This window comes from Haloferax sulfurifontis ATCC BAA-897, from assembly GCF_000337835.1.
In the GTDB taxonomy this organism is placed as follows: domain Archaea; phylum Halobacteriota; class Halobacteria; order Halobacteriales; family Haloferacaceae; genus Haloferax; species Haloferax denitrificans.
Window position 1 is genome coordinate 194906 of record NZ_AOLM01000004.1, and the last position, 21792, is coordinate 216697.

At 56.2% G+C, this 21792-nt stretch carries 17 protein-coding genes; 7 read left to right on the forward strand and 10 right to left on the reverse strand.

The features are described 5' to 3' along the window. Positions 1–7 precede the first annotated feature (7 nt). The gene (locus C441_RS03250) at positions 8–1846 is read left to right on the forward strand and encodes a DUF262 domain-containing protein (RefSeq protein WP_007273766.1); all 1839 of its coding nucleotides are present in this window, start codon (positions 8–10) and stop codon (positions 1844–1846) included. 81 nt (positions 1847–1927) lie between these two features. Here the strand turns inward: C441_RS03250 and C441_RS19440 are convergent, their stop codons facing one another. Further along, complete coding sequence (locus tag C441_RS19440) at positions 1928–2662, reverse strand: hypothetical protein (RefSeq protein ID WP_152420682.1); 735 nt, start codon at positions 2660–2662, stop codon at positions 1928–1930. Positions 2663–3026: 364 nt separating this feature from the next. Between C441_RS19440 and C441_RS03255 the strand changes: the two genes are divergently transcribed. Beyond that, on the forward strand, positions 3027–3695 hold the full coding sequence (locus C441_RS03255) for a hypothetical protein (protein WP_007273767.1): 669 nt from the start codon (positions 3027–3029) through the stop codon (positions 3693–3695). Here the strand turns inward: C441_RS03255 and C441_RS03260 are convergent. After that, the gene (locus tag C441_RS03260; RefSeq protein WP_007273768.1) at positions 3690–4574 is read right to left on the reverse strand and encodes an IS1595 family transposase; all 885 of its coding nucleotides are present in this window, start codon (positions 4572–4574) and stop codon (positions 3690–3692) included. The two genes, C441_RS03255 and C441_RS03260, sit on opposite strands and share 6 nt — an antisense overlap. Before the next feature lie 166 nt (positions 4575–4740). After that, entirely contained in the window at positions 4741–7956 is a 3216-nt protein-coding gene (locus C441_RS03265; RefSeq protein WP_049920397.1) for a DUF499 domain-containing protein, read from the reverse strand. Positions 7957–8100: 144 nt separating this feature from the next. On the opposite strand from C441_RS03265, the gene C441_RS03270 reads away from it, so the two are divergent. Both C441_RS03270 and C441_RS18825 read left to right on the forward strand, forming a co-directional pair. Next, a complete protein-coding gene (locus C441_RS03270) occupies positions 8101–9855 on the forward strand; it encodes a DEAD/DEAH box helicase (protein WP_007273771.1) in 1755 nt (584 codons plus the stop codon). Then, a complete protein-coding gene (locus C441_RS18825; RefSeq protein WP_083874857.1) occupies positions 9848–11014 on the forward strand; it encodes a hypothetical protein in 1167 nt (388 codons plus the stop codon). The genes C441_RS03270 and C441_RS18825 overlap by 8 nt, the downstream gene beginning before the upstream one ends. Here the strand turns inward: C441_RS18825 and C441_RS03280 are convergent. From C441_RS03280 to C441_RS19445, 5 genes are all read right to left on the reverse strand, one after another. After that, positions 11011–12030, reverse strand: a complete 1020-nt coding sequence (locus C441_RS03280; protein ID WP_007273773.1) for a hypothetical protein — start codon at positions 12028–12030, stop codon at positions 11011–11013. The two genes, C441_RS18825 and C441_RS03280, sit on opposite strands and share 4 nt — an antisense overlap. 472 nt (positions 12031–12502) lie before the next feature. Continuing rightward, complete coding sequence (locus tag C441_RS18830) at positions 12503–13051, reverse strand: hypothetical protein (protein ID WP_083874858.1); 549 nt, start codon at positions 13049–13051, stop codon at positions 12503–12505. 24 nt (positions 13052–13075) lie between these two features. Then, on the reverse strand, positions 13076–14182 hold the full coding sequence (locus C441_RS03285; RefSeq protein WP_049920398.1) for a tyrosine-type recombinase/integrase: 1107 nt from the start codon (positions 14180–14182) through the stop codon (positions 13076–13078). A gap of 570 nt (positions 14183–14752) precedes the next feature. Then, positions 14753–16801 (reverse strand): hypothetical protein, encoded by a 2049-nt coding sequence (locus C441_RS03290; RefSeq protein ID WP_007273775.1) that lies wholly within the window; start codon positions 16799–16801, stop codon positions 14753–14755. 98 nt (positions 16802–16899) lie between these two features. Continuing rightward, the gene (locus C441_RS19445) at positions 16900–17391 is read right to left on the reverse strand and encodes a hypothetical protein (RefSeq protein ID WP_152420683.1); all 492 of its coding nucleotides are present in this window, start codon (positions 17389–17391) and stop codon (positions 16900–16902) included. A 119-nt stretch (positions 17392–17510) separates the two neighbouring features. On the opposite strand from C441_RS19445, the gene C441_RS03295 reads away from it, so the two are divergent. Both C441_RS03295 and C441_RS03300 read left to right on the forward strand, forming a co-directional pair. Then, entirely contained in the window at positions 17511–18095 is a 585-nt protein-coding gene (locus C441_RS03295; RefSeq protein ID WP_007273776.1) for a DUF7437 domain-containing protein, read from the forward strand. A 3-nt stretch (positions 18096–18098) separates the two neighbouring features. Next, a complete protein-coding gene (locus tag C441_RS03300; protein WP_007273777.1) occupies positions 18099–18638 on the forward strand; it encodes a hypothetical protein in 540 nt (179 codons plus the stop codon). A 29-nt stretch (positions 18639–18667) separates the two neighbouring features. On the opposite strand, the gene C441_RS03305 is transcribed toward C441_RS03300, so the two are convergent. Beyond that, positions 18668–19678: a tyrosine-type recombinase/integrase gene (locus tag C441_RS03305; RefSeq protein WP_049920400.1), complete on the reverse strand. Its 1011-nt coding sequence runs from the start codon at positions 19676–19678 to the stop codon at positions 18668–18670. A gap of 333 nt (positions 19679–20011) precedes the next feature. On the opposite strand from C441_RS03305, the gene C441_RS03310 reads away from it, so the two are divergent. Then, entirely contained in the window at positions 20012–21349 is a 1338-nt protein-coding gene (locus C441_RS03310; protein ID WP_007273779.1) for a permease, read from the forward strand. Positions 21350–21449: 100 nt separating this feature from the next. Here the strand turns inward: C441_RS03310 and C441_RS03315 are convergent, their stop codons facing one another. Continuing rightward, positions 21450–21758 (reverse strand): non-histone chromosomal MC1 family protein, encoded by a 309-nt coding sequence (locus tag C441_RS03315; RefSeq protein WP_007273780.1) that lies wholly within the window; start codon positions 21756–21758, stop codon positions 21450–21452. Between the last annotated feature and the right edge of the window lie 34 nt (positions 21759–21792).

The following is a 21792-nucleotide window of genomic DNA, read 5'->3' on the forward strand; positions in this document are numbered from 1 at the left end:
CTCACCGATGAAAGCGGACACGCTCGATCTAAAGGACATCTTTCGGAAAGACACACGGTACGTCGTTCCACGATTCCAGCGGCCGTACGTGTGGAAGGAGGAGGAACACTGGCAGCCCCTGTGGGAGGACCTCCAACTCGTCGTGAACGAGCTGATGGACCGGCAGGCGGGTGCGGATACCGATCTCGAACGACAGGAGGCCCAACAGGACACCTCTCCGCATTTCTTGGGTGCCATCGTCCTCGATCAGCAATCGACGCCGACGCAGAAGCTGGAGACACGTGAGATCATCGACGGGCAACAGCGGCTGATCACGCTCCAAGTCCTGTTGTCGGCGACACATTCCGTGGCGAAGGACTTCGATGATGACGGGTCTGCGTCCTTGGTCGAGAAACTGATGTACAACGACAAGGACCTCACGAGGACGGAAACAGACCGACTGAAGGTCTGGCCCATCGAAGCCGATCAGGACGCGTTCATCGACGTCATGACGCTCTCTGACCCGGAGTCAGAGCACGCAGAACTCGACGGCGACGACAACCTGGAGGAGTGCTTCCGGTACTTCAGGGACGAAATCCAAGAGTGGGCGGAGTCCGGCGAGGAATCTCCCGAAGACCATCTCGACGCGCTCGTCACGACGATGTGGCACCTGCTCCGTGTCGTCGTTATCGACCTCGAATCCAACGACGACGCACAGGTGATCTTTGAGACACTAAACGCCCGTGGGACGCCCCTACTCGCTGCCGACCTGATCAAGAACTACCTCTTCCGGGAGGCCTCCGTTCAGCACAACGACCCTGGTGAACTGCACGACAAGTACTGGAAGCAGTTCGACGAGGACGAGTGGCGCGTCGATGTCTCTCAAGGGCGTCTTGACCGTCCGAAGATAGACGTGTTCATCATGCACTGGCTCACGATGGAGATGAGCCAGCAGGTTCGCGCGAAGAAGCTCTTCCCGGCGTTCCGGAAGTACCTCGACAGGACCGACCACTCTGTCGAGGAGATCGTCAAGGACATCGACTACTACGCGTCCATCTACGAGACCATCTCTGAGCCAGACCGTGGGTCTCGGGAGGGAATCTTCTTCCATCGGCTGGACATCCTCGATACCACGACACCGTATCCGGTTCTCCTCTGGATCTTCGGCCATGAAAATATCCCGAAGGAGCAGCGCGTGAAAGCCGTCGAAGCAATCGAGAGCTGGCTGATGCGTCGGATGCTCTCCCGACTGACGTCGAAGAACTACAACAAGATCTTCATCGAACTACTGGACGAACTCAAGGAGCGAGACGACGAGCCCGTCGGCGACGTCGTCGTCGAGTTCTTCCGGAGCAAAGAGGGTGAGAGCGACTACTGGCCTGGCGACGAGAAGTTGACTGACTCTATGGTCAGTATGGAGTACTGGGCCGTCATCAACCAGCGACGCCTCAAGATGGTGTTCGCAGCCGTCGAACGAGAGTTGCGGAACACCGGATACAGCGAAACGGTGGAGTTCACGCAGAACCTGGAGATTGAACATATCCTTCCACAAAAGTGGTCCACACACTGGTCGCTCCCCGGGGAACGACCTGCGGAGGTAGAACGGATGGAGCGGGATGAGGCTAAAGATCGGATCGGAAACCTAACGATCCTCACCGACAAGCTGAACCCCTCTATTTCGAATGCAGCCTGGGACGACAAGCGAGAGGCGATTCAGGAGCACACCGTCCTGCGGCTGAACAAGCACCTGATAACGAACTGGCCTGACGAATGGAACGAGAAAACGATTGCCGAGCGTGGCGAGTGGCTCGCCGCTCAAGCGAGTGAGGTTTGGCCGGAACCAGACTCGGGATACTGGGATGAATAAAATAAACCCTTTCGTTAGCTCCAATAGAGTCTCGGCATCTAGCGACCCAACCAGTTCTAAAGAAATACGAGATAGACGGAATTAACCGTCTACTCTGGAGTGGGGAAGAACCTCTTCGGTCACAAACCGTGTGAACTCCTCAGTGTTAATCTGGCCACGGCCGTTCTGATCACGATACAACTCAACGTACCCGCTGGCGGTTATCGTACCATAGAGGTCTCGTTCTTCCCAGTCTAGGTGATCAAACGTGAACTGGACACGCTTGTCTGGATCTGTACGTCGATCTTCTGGAAGATTCTGCCCCTCATCTGCTACGAGACATATCGGGCCATACTCGCCCTCTTTGTCGTCGCCCCATTCAAGGCGGGACTCTGCATCCGGATGTGCGTTGTCAAATGATTTGATGTCTATCTGGGCAGATTCAGTATTTGCTCCGGAAATCGATTCAAATACTGCACGGGCCGACTCACATTCGGTTCGGGCAGTTATCAGGATCTGATTGCAGACGTGAATGAACTGTGTCTCTTCGAGAGTGCGCTCAGTTCCTTCGTCGTCGATCACTGGACGGCCATCCTGATTTAACCGTTTGTTCTTGAATTCGACTAGATCTTCTCGAAGTATTTTACCTTCCTGGATAGCTGTACCGCTCATCTCGCCATCATCAACAGTGAAGTCCAGAGTTCCCTGTGCGTGACTATTGGATAGCTGTACTGACGAGAGCAGGGTCTTCCCCTGATCGTGTCGCTTTATCGGGGCGGTATCATTGGAGATGCCCCGTCCTTCTTCGGTGATTATGTTGATCGCACCTGATTTCATTGTGGTCAGTTGACTACATGCTGGAACGGGAGCAAGGATGGGGGGCACTTGGCCTAAACCAACAGTCGGTCTTAGGTCAAGGGAGCACGTACCCCTAGTTGCGAGAGCCACCCTGGCTCCGTCCCGTCTCTCTCCGACTCGGGATGGCCACCACGCCGACCATCTGTCCAGGATCCTCGGCTGGGGTCTCTCCCGGTCGGGGATTGGCGTTCTTCAGCACCGGAATCACACGTGCATCAGTGTCCGGTTCGTTGTCTTCCTGTCTGTGTATGGGGAGTATCCGGTAGACATTAAAACGAATAGTTGGATTAGCCCAACAAGAAGGGTTGTTGGCCTACCCAAACCACCATACGGCATCGCTACAATGTCTGAGCGCCAAACCAGCGAAGAACACACGAATCAAGATGCGACTGACTCCGAGATCTTCGCCGTTTTGCGTAGAGTCAAAGAGGAAGACGGAATCCCGGCGTTAGTCACATCCCAATTCAACGATATCTGGGAGTACGATTACTCAAATGAAGGCCTACATAAGCGCCTTATGGCACTTCATGAAGACGGCATATTGGGCCACATGAAAGCGAGCAACCGCCATTTTTGGTGGTTATCGTCAGAAGGAGAGACGGGCGACACATCGGTCTCAAGTCTTGAGGAGTTAGTTCACTATGATGAACTCCCGGCGGAGAGATTTACGGAAGAGAAAGCGCGAGAGATAGCTGCTGAGAAGATTCCAGGATTCAAAAAAACCGCCTGGGAACGGATGATCGAGACAGGGGATTCGTTTATGAGAGCCGGTATTCTGGTCTTTTTCCTCAGCCTGGGTATTTTTTCTATTGAGCAAAATTTGATTCCGCAACCTCTCGTTGCAATTGTACTGTTTTTGGGTATGGTGTTCATCTCCTTATCTGGTGGGTACTATCTCGTCGGATTCACTGGGGGTAAAGCACAGAAGGCGGGATACGCCTCTAAGGAGCCATTTGATGAGAAAACACTATTCCAGTACGCTCTTGTAACGGAGATTGTTGGTGAGTCATAGTGCAGTTTCGAGGATGGTTTTGAGCGCTTCTTCCCCCGGTTTTCGGAACACTTCGCGGCGGAGCTGAAACGCTCGGAAATACGGTGTGAGTCTGTCTTTAGAGACGCCTCGATGCGGCGAGAGCCACCGTCGCGCCAGCGACGCGTGGCTCTCGCAGGTGTTCACGTGAACGTCTCCATCAACGTACTCGCCGTCACCATGGACGACGTATTCACGAGTGAATGCGTCGTCCTCGTCAAGCGGTTTATACGCCCGAAAGCCGTCAGTATAGACGGTCAACGACTCCTGCTGGCGGTCGGCCAGCAGGAGTCGAATCCGTGATTCGGTCGCTGCTTTTGCCGGGATCACGTACCGTTTCCCGCTGCCACGATCTGCGAGAACAAACACAGGGGGCTTGTCTTCGTCGTATGTTCCACGTCCGCGCGTGGACAGGCCACGCGAGCGCGACATCTGGTCGCGCTCGCGGCCCTTGAGCCCTGCTTTCACGTAGAATTCGTCGATCTCAATCGGGCCTTTGAGCTGTAACCGAGGCGCGTCCAGCGCTCGCAGAAAGCGCTGGATGCGCCGGTAGATCGTCTTGTACGAAACGCCGATCTCTACGTCTAACTGCCTGAGACTCGTGTTGAAGCGGATATACGTGTAGACCGCGAGAAACCACTTTCTGAGCGCCACCGCAGAGTGTGCGAAGACCGTGCCGGTCTGGTCGTTGAACGTGCGGTCGCAATCCTTACACAGATACCGCTGAAACACGCGATAGCTGCCGTACCGAATCACAGATTCGCCACGGCAGCGTGGGCAATAGACGCCGTCACGCCAGCGAATCTGTGCCAGCAGATTCGCGGCGCGACGCTCCGAGACGAACGTCTTGATTGGCATCATCGTTCGTCGGGTGACGCGACCGCGTCACCCTTGCCTGCTGTGACTTCCAGCTACTGCTGAGAACTGACCAACAATCCTCTACCCAAGAGCGATTCCAGTATATTTGGGACCAAGTCCAAGGCAACGAACAGGAGTAGAGTAATCTGGGTCTGATACGCTTCTGTGACTACTTCTGGAAGCTGATCTCGATCTTCAGACTCGACGCCTCGTCGGGCATCCGCTCGAACAAATCCTGCACCTTCGTGTAATCCTGCTCGGACCGTAACGTCAAGCTGACCTGCGTACGCTCGACGTCGGCGGTTCCCTGAAGAGCACCGGGAACACCCTCTCGTTCGGGCAGCATGAACGTGACGTCGCCGTATTCGACGTTTCCCGTCTGGTGGTTGTTCCGCCACTTGCTCCGCATCGCGGCGACGTCGTCGCCGTTGAACTCGAAGCGCCAGGTATCAGCCTCGGTATCGGCCTTTCGGAACGGATAGCCGGGCACCCAGTCGGACGCTTTCTCCGAGCCGGTCGTGTTGACCACGTACTCCGGTTCCTCATCCTTCCCGATGTTCTCAAGCAAGTACGTCCGCACCATGTACTCGGTAACGCTACTGTCGAAGCGGTCGGTGACCTTGTTCACGGTGAACTGGTCGCCCGGTTCCAAATCCTCGATGTACGCCAGGATCTGGTCGCCGATCCGATCCGGTACCGTCGGGACAATCTTCACCGTCGTCGGGTCGCGGTCGCCGAGCGATTCGAGATAACGACCTCCGGCCTCCAGCACGTAGTCGTCTACGAGGAACTCGTTCACTGCCTCTCGTGCGACGGACTCCGTCTCGTCCGGCGGGAGGAACACCGCTTCGTCCGCACGAATTTCGCCGATGATCGTGTCAAGGTTCGCGTAGCCGTCGTCGTCGATGTGCGCTTCGATTCGGTCCACGAGAGAGGACGCGCCGATGACCGTCGCGCTCCCGACATCGCGGACCGTGGCGTCGGACTGCGGCTTGTCGAGGATCTCATTGCCGCGCACGATGACGTACTGATCCTCGCGGTTCAGGCGACCGATAGCTCGCATCACGACGTCGTGGCTGTCGCCGTCGATCCAGATCTCGCCGTCTTCAACGAGCTCCAGTTCAAAGTCACCGATGTCGAGCGCGGTCGTCCCGCTCCCGAAGCGCTGGCGTAGCTCCTGTTCAACATCATCGACGCCCCACACGTCCACGTCCTCCTGTTGGACGAGCACGGTGTCGAGCGAGCTGCCGGAGAGGTCGTCACGGAACCCGCCCGAGTCACGCGCCAGTACCGGCTTCCCATCGAGCGCTTCGACTGTCGCGTTCAACACGTCGTTCGCGCTTCCGGGGATCGGGAACTCCGGGTCACGGAGGAACTGTTCGTAGATGTCTTCGACAGAGATTTCCCCGCGTCGATCCAGGAGGTCTTCAGCGATGTCCCAGACGTGTGATTGAAGATCGAACGGGTCAGCAGCCGCTGAATCCCCGATATTCGTCGCATCGAGTTCGGCGTCGTCGAGGACGAAAACATCGAGGTCCATCGGCTCCACTTTCGCCCACTCGTCGTCGTCCAACAGGTTGTCACCGTCGAGAACCTCACCGTACAGGAGTTGTAGCTCTTCACGGAGTTCGTTCTCCTCCTGCTCTTTCATACTCCGAATCGACGTTCGGATCTCGTCATCAAGCGACTCATCCGCGAGCACTTGTCGCGCACCCTCGATGTACCGCGCTTTATCAATATACCGTGTACCGGACTCGATGGCCTTGTCGCCCGAGGGCTGGACGAACACGAGCGTGTTGCGCCACTCTCGTCCACGACCGTCGTTCGTGATGACCTTCTTCACTTCTTCCTGCGTCCACTGGCTGTCCTTCACGACGACCTTCACCCCCCGGTCGTCCGGAATGTCCCGCATATCGTTGGTACGGAATCCGACGGGGTGGGCGTTCGATCCGAAGATGTCCGTGATGAAGTCCGCGATCTCTGCCTTCGCCGACGTTTCAGACACGTCAACGGCCGCGTTCCGGATGAGCGCGTTCGGGTTCTGCCGGTCGCGGATGGCGTACTTTCCGTTCAGCTTGTGGAGGTGCCACGCGACGCCGTGCAGCCGTTCGAGATTGAGAACGACGTCGGAGACGAGGTCACCCGTCTGGTAGGCACCCATCACGATCTCCGATACCTCTGCACCCTCACCTTCACTGGGCTTCAGCGAGTAGAGCAGAATCGTGTTCAGAATGCGACGACCGTGGGGCACTTCGTCCGTGTCGACACGACTTTTGATGTCACCCGTGGCGGCGTTCAGCCGTTCGTAGTTGATCTTCGCCAGCTCGTCCTCGAACTCAATGGCATCGATGTCCCCGTGAGTGATCAGGTCTGTCTGATCCTGCATTTGCAAGAGGACTTTAGAAAAGAGGTAGATCATCCCCCGCGTGTTCTGGTTCCCCTCATCGGCGTAGTAGCGCGTCTCAAGCGCGTCCAGAAGCACTGGGTGGAACGGATAGAGGTCGTGCATCTCCGATAGCAGGTCGTCGGGTAAATCGACGTGTCCCTCTGCCTGATCGTACGCATCGAAGTACCCGTTGACAATCTCGCGGGCAGCGCTCTCGTCCACAGAGTCGATCAGGCGGTGACGAAGGACTTCCCGCTTGTCCACCTGGTTGTTCATGTTGACCTCGACCGCCTGTTCTCGATTCAGAATGTCGTGAACCTCGGATCCCTCACGGAGCACCGAGACGATGGTGTAGAGTTCGAGGTCCGAGAGCGCGGTCGATTCGAGTAGCGACTGGAGGAACGCCTTGTTCGCGCTCTTGCGGTCGCCCTGCAGTGTGTCGAACCAGTCTTCCAGTTCGTCCACGAAGAACGCGACCGTGTCGTCGCCGACGGCCTCCTGAATCGTCTGCATATCGGGATATCCACCCGACTCGAACGTCCCCGGATCGTAATCGAGGGCCTCGAAGAACGGCTCCCAGAGGTACTCGTACTGTTCGTTCTGCATCGCTACCGTGATTGGCGTCGCCGACTCCGGAAGCGCGGCGTCGAACCCTTCGACTGATTCACCCGCCCACCTGCCTGCTGCCGCAGGATCATCGAAACAGTGGTACAGTGCCACCATCTGGTGCGACTTCCCACTGCCGTACGGTCCATAGAGAATGTGCGTCCCACGTGGATCATCACCAGTCAACGAATCACGGAGGATCGAAAGGGCCTCTCGAAGGCCCTGCGTCATCAGCGTCCGCTCGAAGAAAAGCTCCGCATCAGACTCGAATTCGTCGTCGTCGTCAACGTTGTAGAGCTTTACCTGACCGTCGATCTGCCCCTCCTCTCGAAGCTCACGGCTGAGGGTTACCGTATCTTCGAGTGTGGTTGATAAGGATCCCGTCTGTGCCATCTTGATACTTAAACAAACCTCAGTGGCACCCAATAAACACTATGGTCCCGTGAACGTAGTCTGAGACGCAACAACAGTACAGCGTGCAGATCCGTGATTGTCGGTCACAAAACGTATTTCACGCACACCTGTTTCTACGAACGTATGAGCGGATACGACCTCGTGGATGTCGAGGTCACACACGGATCTGCTGACGATTTGCTTGATTCGTTGTCTGAGGATAGCACTGATGGAGACCATCTACAAAGCATCCAAGCTGTCCGTCTCCAAGCCGGGCAACCTGACTCCGAACTGCGGTCGTTGAAGGAGTTGGACGAGAACTCCGTTAAGCTACTGGAACACCAGGTGGACGCGGCCTATCGTGCCCTCTTCGAGATGGACGGAAAAGCACTCCTTGCTGACGAGGTCGGGCTCGGAAAGACCATCGAGGTCGGGATGATTCTCAAGGAGATGCACTTCCGTCAGACGGACGAATCCGTCCTCATCCTCACTCCTGCACAGTTGGCCAAACAGTGGCAGGCGGAACTCCGTGAGAAATTTGGACTCGACTTCGTCTGCAACTACGACGACGAGTTCGAGGACTTCGATGCGCACGACTACATCATCGCAAGCATCGACACTGCGAAGAGCGAGAGACACCGTGAGACCGTCCTCAACCGCGACTGGGACGTTTTAGTACTCGACGAGGCTCACTACGTCAAGAACGAAGAGACGGACCGTTATGACCTGATAGACCGACTCTCGTACAACTACGCGTTCTTCCTGACGGCGACGCCGATTCAGAACGAATTGACGGACCTGTACAACGTCGTCTCGCTACTCCGCCCTGGACTGTTCGGCACACGCGACGTCTTCCACCACTACTTCGTGAACAGCAATCAGGAGACGCTGGTGAATCGAGGCGAACTACAGGATCGTCTAAACAAGGTGATGATCCGGAACCGACGGGAAGATACAGATATCGACTTCACGGACCGGACAATCGACACGCGGACCTTCGATCCCAGCCCGAAGGAACGCGAACTCTACCAGGCAGTCTCTGACTACGTCAAAGGTGCGTACAGTCAAGATCAAGGCCAGAAGCTCGTGCTGATGCTCCTTCAGAAGGAGGTTGTCAGCAGCCCGGTCGCGCTCAAACAGACTATCGAGAAGCGACTCTACGACCAGTCGGAGCTCACACATGCCGACGAATTGGAGTCCATTCTGGAGCTTATCGATAACATCGATACAGTGACCAAACAGGAGCGACTCCTGGACATCGTCGAAGAAGCACGCGAAAACGTCGAGATGGGGAGAGTCATCGTCTTCACGCAGTTCCGAGCAACTCAACAGCAGATTCTCGATAGACTCGCCTTGGAGGGGTACACAGTACACGCGTTCCACGGTGGACACTCCAGCAGTGAGAAGGAGCAGATCGTCAAAGACTTCGAAGAGGAAGGGGGAATTCTCGTTTCGACCGACGCAATGAGCGAAGGGCGAAACTTACAATTTTGCAACATATTGGTTAATTTAGATTTGCCGTGGAATCCGATGCGCGTCGAACAGCGCATCGGGCGTGTACACCGAATCGGACAGAAGCGAGACGTATTCATCTTCAATATGGCGTTGAAAGATACCGTTGAAGAGTACGTACTGGAACGTTTGTACCACAAGATCAATCTTTTCCAGCAGAGCGTCGGAGAACTGAGTTCGATCCTAAGCCGGCTGGAGGAGTCTGGAACGAGCTTCGAGGACGAAATATTCGAGCGCCTGGTGAATGCTGATTCCGAAATCGATCTGGAGAATGATTTCGACGCAATGGCCGTTGACTTGCAAGAACAGCGCGAACTTGCTGAGAAGCTAGAAGAGTTCAACAGCGGTGTCTTCGACGGGTTTGACCTGGGGGAAAGCGATGACTGACGCCGCAGTCTCTGTGACGCAGTCAGCAGTTGAACGATTTACCGAACAGTACCTTCGTTCTCTTGGGTGCGGCATCGATGTCCACGAAGACAAATGGGAAGTCACAGTCCCTGACGGAGCGGACACCGCGTTATCATCTGGAGAACTCACACTGGTCCCTGCGGATGACCCTACTGAAGAGGAGAGTGCAGAGCCTCTCCATCCAGAGAGTGCGCTTTTCCAGCAGATTCTTTCTGAAGCAGGTGAACGCTGTCCGACGGGTACATTGTCGATAGAAACGGAGGATACCGAGGTGGAGGTCCCGGCGTGGCTCGAAAATAGCGTCGTCGAGGTAGAGGAAATCAGGTTCACTCCGTATTATGACCGCACCGCAGTAGTATTTCTATTCCAATTGAGTATTGAAACGGTTAGTGAGTATCAGAGAGAGTTTCTCCGGGCAATTGCTGTGGACACTCGTTCGGACGAATGTTTGCCGAAATTGGAAGAAGTGTTTCTCCGATTGACTTCGTTGGATGGGAACCCGACTACCAGCAAACAGTTAGAGTTAGAGAAGTCGGATATACGCGCCCTTCTTGATCCTGCCCAATCTCAACTACTTGAGCGCATACAAGGACTAGTTGATGAAGTCCATGAGGAGGCGTCTAGGGCCGCTGATGCGGAAGTGGAAGAGTACCGTCAGATGCAACAGCAGCGCATTAAGGAGGTAGAAGAAGAACACTCGAACCTGTCGTCGAAGATTGATGAGTTGAACGAAGCCATCAATGAGGGGGATCAGGAGGAGCGTGTTCGCGCTCTCAAACAACGAAAGGAGTTGAAGTCAGACTACGATGAGATAGACGCCGAACTCAGCGATCTACGCGAACGTCGTGACCAGGGCTTTCCAGAGAGACAGCGCGAAATCCGCGAGAGACATGCCCTCGATGTCCGAACTACTCCTCTCACGGTGACACAGGTTGAATACGAACGAGGCGAAATTGAGATCGATTTAAAAGAAGACGAGACTGTTCAAACAGTGACTGCTGGCTATGGCAGCGGCGTGGGCATCACCGAAGCGGTACGATGTTCGTCTTGTAATAGAGAGCTATCTGACCAGAATCCACTTCGGAGCATCAAGGGAGGACTTCGGTGCACGGACTGCGCGCCAACTGCCTCTCGTTAATCACCCCTTCCCACCGGTGTTGACTCCTCGTGTTCTATCTTCACCACCTCCGTGTTCTGATCGTAGTGACGCCTAACCTTCTTCCGATCAACTTTCAATTGGGAATCATCCCGATCCCATCGGTATCCTGGCGATGATTCAGCGACTTCTCGCATCAACGGACGGACCGTATTTTTCCGCACTCGACCTTCGAACAAGTCAACCGCATCGTCTACACTGAAGGCGGCTTTGTCTTTGAAGTCACCCTGAGCGCGGTAAGCAGCAATTTTGATTGCTAACCGCTTGTCATCCCTATCCACCAGCATCACTGGTTTTTTGGTCGGATCACGAACTTCCGGGAGATCCAATGATTCCCTGCTAATGAACAGATCCGGATTTCTCGGATGCCACGTGAAATCCAGCTCATCAAGCACTCGGGGAAGGTACTGCCTCCGGGTGTAGTCACTCGCTCCGATGCCTTGTGCAGCTTCGATTGCTTCATCGAACTCTTTGAGGGTGAATCCTCCCGGCCCAGATTGTTCGAGTTCATGGGCGATTGTTTTTGTACGACGTTCTTTCGCTCCCATCGAGCTATCCACGTCTGGCTTGGATTGCTCCGAAATGTCCCTGAGCTTCTGTGTCAACCGTTCGATTGCGCTACCGTTGGTAACGTATCCGTACATGATCGCTTCGACGAGCTTGCCGGGTGAGCGAAAGTCGTCCTCAGCAGCCGACATTAGCGCTGTACGGACATCTTCTGCAATCCGATGAGAAGCGACGGTCGTCTTACTTCGGTTTGTCTCACGGATTTTTTCTTTGCCTTCTGAACCGTCAAGTGAGTCCGTGAGGTCATCGACAACGTTGTTCAACTCAGCGAACTCCCCCTCATCGAGGAAGTACCGGAATTCGCGTTCCAGCTCGATACCTGCATACGGACGGCACTTTCCAAACTTGGCTTCCACTTCGTCGTTGAATGCACACTTCACGTCCTCATCGACACGGAGATTCAGCCTCACACGACTATTCCCGTCGCTCATGCCGACACCCTCGCATCCTGAAGGCTGCTGCTGGCGATCCAGTCGAGATGACAGTGATACTGTATGCAATTGATTACAGACAGTAGGAGGAGGAGTAGCTCACCACCAAGACGGTCGGCTTGGTGGTATCGTAGATTGGCGTTGTCAGGGCTTTCTGCTGCCGAACAGCTATGACGTTCTTCGCCCTCCTGCAGATAATCCCGAGATTGTCGCAAAAAAGAAATTTCGAGATCAGATTTGGCCGCTTTCTCTTTGAGAATGAGTTGTTCCATTTCGATGCATCTCCGCTCTTGTGTTTCGACGTGTGTCATGGAGGATAGCCTCCACGTGCCCACCTCTGGGCGACCCCTTGCGGCCGAAATTTGGAGTTGAAACTTTCAAGAGACGACTGTCAATTCATGGAAGGAGTGGCATTTCCGTCACTGAGGAGATCCTCCTCCAACATTGCTGCGCAGAGTTCCTGGCTGACAACTCAATAGAACCGTTCGAGAATCGGGTGCTGTTCCGCTTCTATATGCTGAAGCGAGCTTCGAGTTTGTTCTTTCGCGGTACGTAGGAGTTCTCCTTTCTGTTTTCGTTCCCGATTGTGCTGTCCATCCTGATATCCAGTGTCAGCAGCGAGGAAAAGTGCAATACGAGATCGGAGAAGACTACGACTCTTCTCAGTACCGGCGATCAGTGCATAGGTCGCAGTATACACTGACTCGTCTTCCCGGTACGGTCGTAGCTCCACTGAATTGTCGTAGAACCATCGATATAGCTCGTACATGAGGTCGTCTACCTCTTCAGGCGATTCTGGGAAATTCCCCACTGTTAGGATGAGGTCTGCTTCCTGGGAGCAGTCTTCTGACTGGCATTCCAGTGTAAGTTCGTACGCTGTTATGCCATCAACCTCCAAGAGCTGTCGTCGATCTACCTCCTGATACTCGTGAGAGTAGATTTCTGAACCGGGAGAGAGTACGTTCCGATCTCTATCGGTATCTATGCTATTCGCGTCGTGGAACTCAGTGGTGTCGGTCATGTTCTGAGGAGCCGAAAATCGTGGTTAGTTAGCGAGCTTCTCTGCAATTGCCCGACTACGGGCTTCCATGCGCTCGGACTCACTACGGCCGTCGTAGTGCGTCCGAATCACAGCAGGGCTGACATCACAACGATCCGAGACGTAGTCCACTGGGACGTCCGCTCGGAGAAGGTGAGTGATAACGCCAGCTCGCACCATGTGTGGACAGGCGTTATTCGTGCATCGCCATGCGTCAGATGACGTCATCGAGTCGTCGTGAGAGCACTCATCACCGAGCGCCTGCGGGCAGCTCCAACGATATACGGTCTTTCGAATGGTTGATCTGGCAACTCTCCCGTTCCGAGTTGTGAGCAATGGCTCACGACCGTATTCATCAGTAGCTGAGACGCGCTGGTCGTCGATGTATGCCTGGAGGGCTTCAACGGTGCCGTCCCGGATCAGGCCGACAAGTCGTTCGCTCCCACGGTCGTTCTTGAGCGACGTCTCTGTTTCTGGCCGGTATCGGAGACGAAGTGTCCGGTTGTCTGGATCGAAGTCGCTGACGTCTAGCGAGTGAAGCGCTCCAATCCGGAATCCGGATTCAGCGAGCAGCGCCCAGATGATGTGGTCACGGGATGCGTAGTGATACGTCTCAAGGTAATCAAGGATCTCCTTGATCCGATCCATCTCCAACATCTCGTCTCGAACTTCGTCAGCTTCCTTGACACGGAACGGAAGAATCTGCTCGTGGAGACCAGCCCGGACTGCGTCTATCGTCTCGCAGTACTCGACGAACTTCCGTGTGATGTCGATCTGTGTCTTCTCCGACTTGGGAGCTAAGTGATCGACACTAGTCGGAGCTTCTTCGGCGCGCCAGGTGAGGTAGCGCTGGATCGCTCGTCCGTCAAGGTTGTTGAGATCCTCGATTCCGACCTGCTCGGTCCACTTTGTGAAGTGCCGGAGACTGGAGCGATGCGTCTTCAATGACGAAGCCGCGAGTTCGTTGCGACGTCGGTGGAGATACCATTCGACAGCCTCTGCTGGCGAGATCGGCTTCAGATCGTGTGATCTGGGATCAGCGCGGGTACCGTTCGACCGATTGGAATCCGAGCTCACTCGCCGGTCGTTCGGATCGTCGCCGATGCTGCTCATCTCTCGTCACCTCGATGGCTGAGACGATTCTTGATCACCGGTTGAAAACGCTGCTGCGCGTGAGCGGGGAGATGTCCTGTTCGAGGATTGTGCTGTTCTTCAGAAGCGATTCTTTCGTGGATTTGATTTCCTGTACTGGGCATTGTGTTGCCCTCACTGCGCCCTTTGGGCAACACGCAGAGCGGACAGGGACTCCGTGGATCAGCACACCGACGGTCTGAACGGCGACTTCACTATCGATCTGTGTGATAATCGCCGATGGGGCGGCCCGCGCAGATCAGCGCGGGCCGCACATGCAACGAAGCGGGCGGAGCCGAGTCGATCACTCCTGAATGTGAACTTCGTGGGCGGAGAAGCCTCCTTATTCTGAAACTGGAAGGCAATTTCAATCGATGGTTGAAGGGTGGAATTTTTCTGTTGATCTATGGAGCCAGGCGTTCAAATCAGGAGAGTGCACTCGTCTAACTAATAATCATAGACCTAGATTGTCTTATCGATGGTAGTAAGCCAAATATGCGCTGGTCAGAAAGAGTTAGCACGGTTAGCGGTAACACACTACTTGGAAGGGAGCTACGACTCCCACACGTCTTCAAGTTGGAGGACGTGAATATCGGATTCCACGTGAAGAAGTGGCGTCCCATCCTCTGCTTGTAGGAATTCACCCCCTCCACTCCACGCGTAAAGGTCCGCGGAGTATTTCCCTCGATCCGGATGGACAGTCACGTAGTCTTTCGATGCTAATCGTTCTAGAGCGTTCCGTACTCCTCGTTTGCTGGGATCCTCTTTTAACCGGTCGTCCTCATCAACCGACTCATGAATCTGATTGACCGTTCGCAATGCTAAGTCGTGTCCGTCCTCTTCCTGGTAAATCTCGAATAGCTTTGCGAGAACCGCCCCCTCTAACTCCTTCGACTGGATGTTGTATTCGGCATCTACCTCAAACCAGTCTGGGAGCGCGTAGGTGCTAATGTAGACCGTTGCTCCCCCGTTTTCGTACACAGACTCGTCCCGTCCAAATCGAAGGATTGCCTGGACTACCTGGTCATGAGCGAAGTACTCGTAGATTTTGTTGCCAAGCTCGCCAAACGACTTCACCACGTCCTCCTCGTCGCTGCGCGTGACCTTGACCGCCTCACCACAGAATCCTGCCCAGAGTTGCACGAGGTCGTCACCAGGATGGGGCATTCCGGCAACGACACCCAACGATTCCTTCTCGAAGGCATTCGAGCTTTTGAGCGTCGCGTAGTGTAGCGCCTGGTGTTCTACAGAGACCCGCGTGTCGGCAGCGTCTTGGTTACTACCTGTTCGTTTGACAAAGGTGTCCAGTAGTCCTCTGTCCTTATATCGCTCTAGAGCTTGCTTGGTTGAAACCAGTGCGAATGGACCCTCTTCGAGTATTTGTACGGCAGTAAACCGGTTTGAGTCTGAGTCGCTAATGTTCCCGGCAGCGTATGGATGCCACCCGTCACCAATCTGGATGAGCGACATATTCATCGCGGAGCGGAGGTACGTCGGGAAATCCTCTCGGGCAATGACTTTCTGGTGATCGAACCCATCCTCTGGCGCGAACAGCAGGTTCCACAGCTCGATTGTCGGGGTCCCATCGAGACCGATTACTTGTGCAGCAGCGGAGAGATCTGGGGGGTTCAGAGCGTACATCTTCCCCTTGTTCCGGTCCCGAAGGCATTTCGTTGCGAGTCCAAGATCTGCATCTTCCCAAATATCGTCAAGAGCGCCACTGGGTGGTGGCGCGAGATCGATGCCGGGCCCGATTCGTTCCATACAGAGTAAACTGAGGGTTAGAAATGGAGCATAGGCGTGGACATCATCATACTCACCAAGTGTTGGGTCTAAGAAATCGAAGTTTTGGGCTGAGCGGCGACTTGCTTCCTTCTCTCGGAACCAGTCGATTGCTTCCTGCCAGCCCTGGGGGCCGTCTCGACGTTGAATAAGGTCGGTGACGTCACCGTAGATCTCAGTTGGAAACCCTGTGTCAGCTTCGTCCAATGCGTTGAGGAACCCCGGAACGATGTCGCCCGGGTCGTCGATAACCGTCGAGTTATCGCCAGGGAAAGGCTGCAGAAAGGGGTCAGGATTGAACTCGTCGATGATGACGATTCGGTTTCGAACATACTGATGTCGTGTACAATGGCTGTGATGCCCGATGAGGAGGTCAATTGACTCAATCTCCTCATCAATCGTTTCTAGGGTGTCGATGTAGTCGCAGTCCATACCGCACGGAGCGTAGTCCTGGAACTCCAGGTGTATTCTCCGTCCCGAATACCCCTTTTCGTAGAGCCGCTGGACTGCTGCGGCAGAGCCATCGTTGTCGCCAAGAAACGTCTCACAATCACGTTGAGGGGCGGGAATTCGCTCATATCGGAGGTCATCATATTCCTCTGCCTTTTGCTCTGCTTGTTCGTACAGATCGATTCGACGCGCGAGATACGTGACAGGCTTCTCTGCTTCCAGAGCTAGCCTAATCGCGTTCGTTGTTTTGCCGCTATTCGGGGGCGCTTCTATGAGTACGGGCCCATCGACGTCAGAGGCAGACTCAATCAGTTCACGTGTGTGGTCACGGACCGCGGAAAGGTCGCCAGCATCAGTGGAATCAAGCATAGTAGGACGCTTCAGCACCCCTCGAAATAATACGGTGTCTGGATACTTTGAGTGGAGCTACCTCATTCCACCAATTGATCCTGTCGAACGCTACGTCATCAGGGATATACATCATAATCGAACCCGTATTCCGTGTACTGATCGATCAGATTGCACAAATCTGCACCTTCAACGAGTCGATGCCCGCTGTATAACTGCTCATCGACTGTCCGATCCGGGCCTGCTCCCGTAGTCACGATAACCGATTTCCTCACTCTATAGCCGTTTGATGCTTGCTTGAACCGATTCAAGTGAGCGTCCTCAATCACGTCCACTCCATTGGTTTGACGTACATGTATGAATTCGAGCTCGACGTAGGGATCCTCCTGGATAGCTAGAATATGCACAGGAACATCCACATCCGGATGCTGTGAGTCCTCATTCTGAGGTACAACGACCTCAATTGGATCATCCTTAATTTCTAAGTCAAGCTTGTCACCGGGCTCAACGACTATTGTCCGCCAGCCAGGACGTACCTCCCAGAGATCGGCGACAAGTTCAACCAATTCGTTTTGAGACAGTTTTCTAATTTCAGCAAGAGGAATCGGCATACCCCTCAATTATTGCAATCTCATAAATACGGTTCGTCTGCCGATTATAACTCCAGAAACCCTCCATAGCTACCCCTGCATCCCAAGCGTTATTACTCAATACACGAATTATGTATTGTATGTCGAAGGCCACTGAGGGACCCGAGCGGGCGGTCAATGGGCTTCTGTCGGTCGCCCAGCTTCTAGAGGAGCCACGGCTGGCGCGCCTCTACACGTTCGTACTTCGGGAAGGTGAAGTCACGATTGACGATATTACCAGCAAGTTGGAGATGCCGCGGACGACCGCGTACTCGGATACAGGTACGCTCGTTGAACTCGGTGTCCTGACTCGGGACGACGACCAGAAAACGCACACGTATTCGGCGGTTCCGATCACGCTCACGGCGACTCTCGATGGTGACGAGTACACGGTCACCCCGACGCTTGTTGCTGCATTCGGTCGTTCCCCCCACGACCAGGATCTCGATCACCTCATCGAGAAGTACGGGCTCGGCAAACTGGCCGCCGCGCTCACCTACGCGATTCCATACGTGAACGGAAACATGTCGGAGCGTGTTGCTGCTCGTGAGCTCGATCTTCAGTACGCGTTCGGCGTCGCCGTGCTACAGGCGCTCCGGGACGTAGTACGCGATATGGAGACTGTGGATCCGTACTTCGAGAACATTCGGGACGCGCGCGAGCACCCGCCAGCGACGGAGGAGTGATGGATGGCGGACGGGAGCGTGCCGTTCGACGACGTCGATGGATCTGTTACGTGGATCGCTGATTCTGGGCTGTTCATCGCGTGCGGCCGCCAGCAGAACAACAAGTACACTGCTCTCGAACGATTCGCGCGCCGGAACGACATCACGTTCGTGATCCCACAGCGCGTCTACGACGAACTCGGCGGCGCACCTGACCGCAGTACGCCTGGTCAGACGCCGATCAACAGCGCCATAGACGCTGGGTGGGTAGCGGTTGCCGACGAACCAGACTATACGGACAGCACGGTGTCTCGTGTGATGGACGATGTTCGGTCGTATATCGCTACCTCCTCGAATCGTGACGAGGATCAGATCGAGAAAGCGGATACCGCACTCGGGGCCGTTGCCGTCGAACGGTTGAGCAACAACGATGCGGAGTTCGTCGCCGTCGTGACGACAGATACTGACGCAGGGAAGGGTGTCGTCGCTGCACTCACAGCGAATGGCTTCGAAGACCGCGTCCAATTCAAAGATGGATTCGAGTTAATAGACGAGATCGTCTGACCTACTGGACAGCGGAGTAGTGCTGCCCGTTAGAGGTTATCCAAGTAGCCTCGCCGTTGCTCCATCTTTTCGCGCTTTGTCCGGCGGTCGTAGTGCTGTTCCAACACGGCTTTCGAGACATTCGCCCGGTCCGACACGGCGTTTTCAGGAATTTCGCTGTTGAGCGAGTGCGTGATGCTCCCACGACGAATCGCGTGTGGGCTCACACTCGACGGACAACTGAACGCAGCGTCTCGATCAGTCGCCTCACATTCCTCGGGATCGCGGTCGTGTGGACACTCGTCACCGTATTCACACGGCCGAGTCGCCCGATAACAGTATCCTCGGAGCGTGGTTCGGTGTGCCCGACCTTGGCACGACGCGAGTAACGGCTTGCGTCCCTGGTCGTCCGTTACGTCCGGGCGCTTGTCGGCGATCCAGTCATCGAGGAGGTCACAGAGCTGGTCAGAAAGCGCCACGAGTCGCTCCCCGTCCTCCTTGTTCTTAATCGCCGTTCCCTGATCCGGGCGGTGACACACGTCGAGGTACTGCTCGTCTGGGTGGTAGTCGTCGAGATCCAACGCGTGTGCGGCTCCAACGCGCATCATCGTGTGCCACAGTAAGGCGATTGTGACGTGGCCCAACGTTGCGTACTGGTACTTTTCGAGGTAGGCCAGCACCTTCGTGGCCTGCTCCGAGTCGAGCATGACGTCCCGAGTGTTCTGTTCTGGCGTCAGTGACGGAGAGCGAACCTTCGTGCTCAGGTCCTGTTCAGCTCCATCCACCTGCTCTAACCACCGGATGAAGACTCGGAGGGTGTCCATCTGCGTCTTCTCCGAAGCGAGTGAGAGGTCGCCCTCGTCGCGCCGCCACAGTCGGTAGCGGTGAAGTTGGCGACCGGTGAGTTCGTTGAGATTGTCGATACTTTGTTCGTCGCACCAGCGAACGAAGTGGCCGAGTCGAGACCGATGGGAGTAAATCGTCGCTTCGGTCAGTTCGTTCTCTCTGTCTGCGAGGTACAGTTCGAGTGCCGTCTCTGGGTCGATTGGTTCCAGTGACATGGATTCCAGTCGGGTAGCGAACCGGTCACCGACAATCGACTGGCCCGGGATGAGAGAACGAACGGGCTTGGCGCTGTGTCTGTTGAGGAAGTATCGCTCAGGGGACGACTGAGGCCGGTTGAAACTCTCGTGTTCGAGAGGCGAACCGATGCCTGCAGCGCCCATGATTTTGCGAGGAACCTCGCGACGAGCGACGGCTCAAGCCGAACGCACCGGCTCACGTTCTGAGCTCACTCCCCCTTGGGGTTTTACAATCCGAACTCGCGCCGCGCCGAAACCCCGATTCTTCTAGGCACAACCGAGTTAGGTACGGCTCACCTCATACACACCCACATGGACCGGACCGAATACGCGATACTCACGGTCATCGCACTCGCGACGGTCGGACTCGGCGTGTTCACGACCACACAACCACTCGGGACGTTCCTCGTAGAGAGCACCCGAGAGGCGCTTTCGACCACCGCGGCCATGGCGTGGGTGACGTGGTGGGCGCTCGTCGTCGGCTTCGCCATCGCCGGCGGCGTGGAGGCGTGGACCTCCGGCGAGGAGGTCTCGGAGCTACTGGCGGGCCACGGCCCGCGGGAAATCGGCTACGGCTCGCTGTTCGGCTTCGTCTCCTCGTCGTGTTCCTACAGCGCCATCGCCACCGCGAAGAACCTGTTCAAGAAGGGCGGCTCCGCGGCGGCGACCCTCGGGGCGTTCATGTTCGCCTCGACCAACCTCGTCATCGAAATCGGCGCGGTCATCTGGATTCTGCTCGGCTGGCAGTTCCTCGTGGCCGACGTCCTCGGCGGGTTCATCCTTATCGGGCTGATGGCGTTCGGCCTCGTCTACGTCGTGCCCGACGAGGTGGTCGAACAGGCTCGACGGAACGTCCAAGTCGAGGGTTCGGAGACCGTCCGCGACCCCGTCTGCGGGATGGAAGTCGACCCCGACGAGACGGAGTACAGCGTCGAACACGACGGGCGGACGTTCTACTTCTGCTCGAAGTCGTGCAAGGAGAGCTTCGACCCCGAGGCGGCGAACACGACGGTCCGCGAGCGGGCCACGTCGCTGTCGGGGTGGAAGGCGCTCGCCGACAAGCAGTGGAAGGAGTGGGGGATGCTCTGGGACGAAATCGCCATCGGCTTCGTCTTCGCCGGCCTCATCGCCGGCTTCATCCCCGAGTCGGTGTGGACCTCGGTGTTCTCGGGGCCGACGTTCGGGCTCCCGGTGTACGTCTTCTGGACCGCGGTCCTCGGGGCGGTCATCGGCGTCGCCACCTTCGTCTGCTCGGTCGGGAACGTCCCGTTCGGGGCGGTCCTCTTTTCGAACGGCCTGCCGTTCGGGAGCGTCCTGAGCCACATCTACGCCGACCTCATCGTCCCGCCCATCATGGACGCCTACCGCGAGTACTACGGGACGACGTTCGCGGCCGTCCTCTCCGGGATGATATTCGTGTCGGCGGTCCTGACGGGCGTCGTCATCCATTTCGTCTTCCTCGGCGCGGGGCTCATCCCGTCGCCCGAGAGCGTTCAAATCGCCGAGGTGAGCATCGAGGCCGACTACAAACTCGTGTTGAACGTGTTCGCAACGGCCCTGTTCGGCGTCCTCTACTGGCTCCACCGCTCGGAGTCGGTCGGAAACGAGGGCCGCGGCGGTCACGGCGAGGCGGCGCAGGCCGGCGACTGAGCCGGCGACTCGCCGCTTGACGTGCGAAGCGCGCGACACGCGACCCAAAAGAAAACCGAAGACCGACCCCGGGTCTCCACGAACCCGCTGAACCCCCGGCTTACGCTTCGAGGTGCTCGATGCCCCGCTTCGAGACGTTCGCCCGGGTGACGTAGTCGTCCATCCACTCGGGGGCGTCGTCGTCTTTCGCCTCGGTCCACGCCCACCCCTCGTAGATGTGGACGCGGTCGGTCCCGCGCTCGCGGAGCCTGAGCGTCGCCTTCCCGTCGATGTCGTCGGGGCTGGGGGCGGGGTGGAGCCGGCGGGCGGCCTTCAGCGCCGCCTGCCGGGGATACGTTCCGCTGAACACGCTCGTCTCCTCGCCGTCTTCGACGAGAACGAAGTTTCGCTTGCCGTCTTCTCGTACCATGCGTGGCTATACCACGCACTCCGAATTAGTAGTT

What these genes read in the sequence shown, in the direction of transcription:
- C441_RS03250 (WP_007273766.1), top strand. Translation starts at nt 8, where the DNA reads ATGAAAGCGGACACGCTCGATCTAAAGGACATCTTTCGGAAAGACACA.
- C441_RS19440 (WP_152420682.1), bottom strand. Translation starts at nt 2,662, where the DNA reads ATGAAATCAGGTGCGATCAACATAATCACCGAAGAAGGACGGGGCATC.
- C441_RS03255 (WP_007273767.1), top strand. Translation starts at nt 3,027, where the DNA reads ATGTCTGAGCGCCAAACCAGCGAAGAACACACGAATCAAGATGCGACT.
- C441_RS03260 (WP_007273768.1), bottom strand. Translation starts at nt 4,574, where the DNA reads ATGATGCCAATCAAGACGTTCGTCTCGGAGCGTCGCGCCGCGAATCTG.
- C441_RS03265 (WP_049920397.1), bottom strand. Translation starts at nt 7,956, where the DNA reads ATGGCACAGACGGGATCCTTATCAACCACACTCGAAGATACGGTAACC.
- C441_RS03270 (WP_007273771.1), top strand. Translation starts at nt 8,101, where the DNA reads ATGAGCGGATACGACCTCGTGGATGTCGAGGTCACACACGGATCTGCT.
- C441_RS18825 (WP_083874857.1), top strand. Translation starts at nt 9,848, where the DNA reads ATGACTGACGCCGCAGTCTCTGTGACGCAGTCAGCAGTTGAACGATTT.
- C441_RS03280 (WP_007273773.1), bottom strand. Translation starts at nt 12,030, where the DNA reads ATGAGCGACGGGAATAGTCGTGTGAGGCTGAATCTCCGTGTCGATGAG.
- C441_RS18830 (WP_083874858.1), bottom strand. Translation starts at nt 13,051, where the DNA reads ATGACCGACACCACTGAGTTCCACGACGCGAATAGCATAGATACCGAT.
- C441_RS03285 (WP_049920398.1), bottom strand. Translation starts at nt 14,182, where the DNA reads ATGAGCAGCATCGGCGACGATCCGAACGACCGGCGAGTGAGCTCGGAT.
- C441_RS03290 (WP_007273775.1), bottom strand. Translation starts at nt 16,801, where the DNA reads ATGCTTGATTCCACTGATGCTGGCGACCTTTCCGCGGTCCGTGACCAC.
- C441_RS19445 (WP_152420683.1), bottom strand. Translation starts at nt 17,391, where the DNA reads ATGCCGATTCCTCTTGCTGAAATTAGAAAACTGTCTCAAAACGAATTG.
- C441_RS03295 (WP_007273776.1), top strand. Translation starts at nt 17,511, where the DNA reads ATGTCGAAGGCCACTGAGGGACCCGAGCGGGCGGTCAATGGGCTTCTG.
- C441_RS03300 (WP_007273777.1), top strand. Translation starts at nt 18,099, where the DNA reads ATGGCGGACGGGAGCGTGCCGTTCGACGACGTCGATGGATCTGTTACG.
- C441_RS03305 (WP_049920400.1), bottom strand. Translation starts at nt 19,678, where the DNA reads ATGTCACTGGAACCAATCGACCCAGAGACGGCACTCGAACTGTACCTC.
- C441_RS03310 (WP_007273779.1), top strand. Translation starts at nt 20,012, where the DNA reads ATGGACCGGACCGAATACGCGATACTCACGGTCATCGCACTCGCGACG.
- C441_RS03315 (WP_007273780.1), bottom strand. Translation starts at nt 21,758, where the DNA reads ATGGTACGAGAAGACGGCAAGCGAAACTTCGTTCTCGTCGAAGACGGC.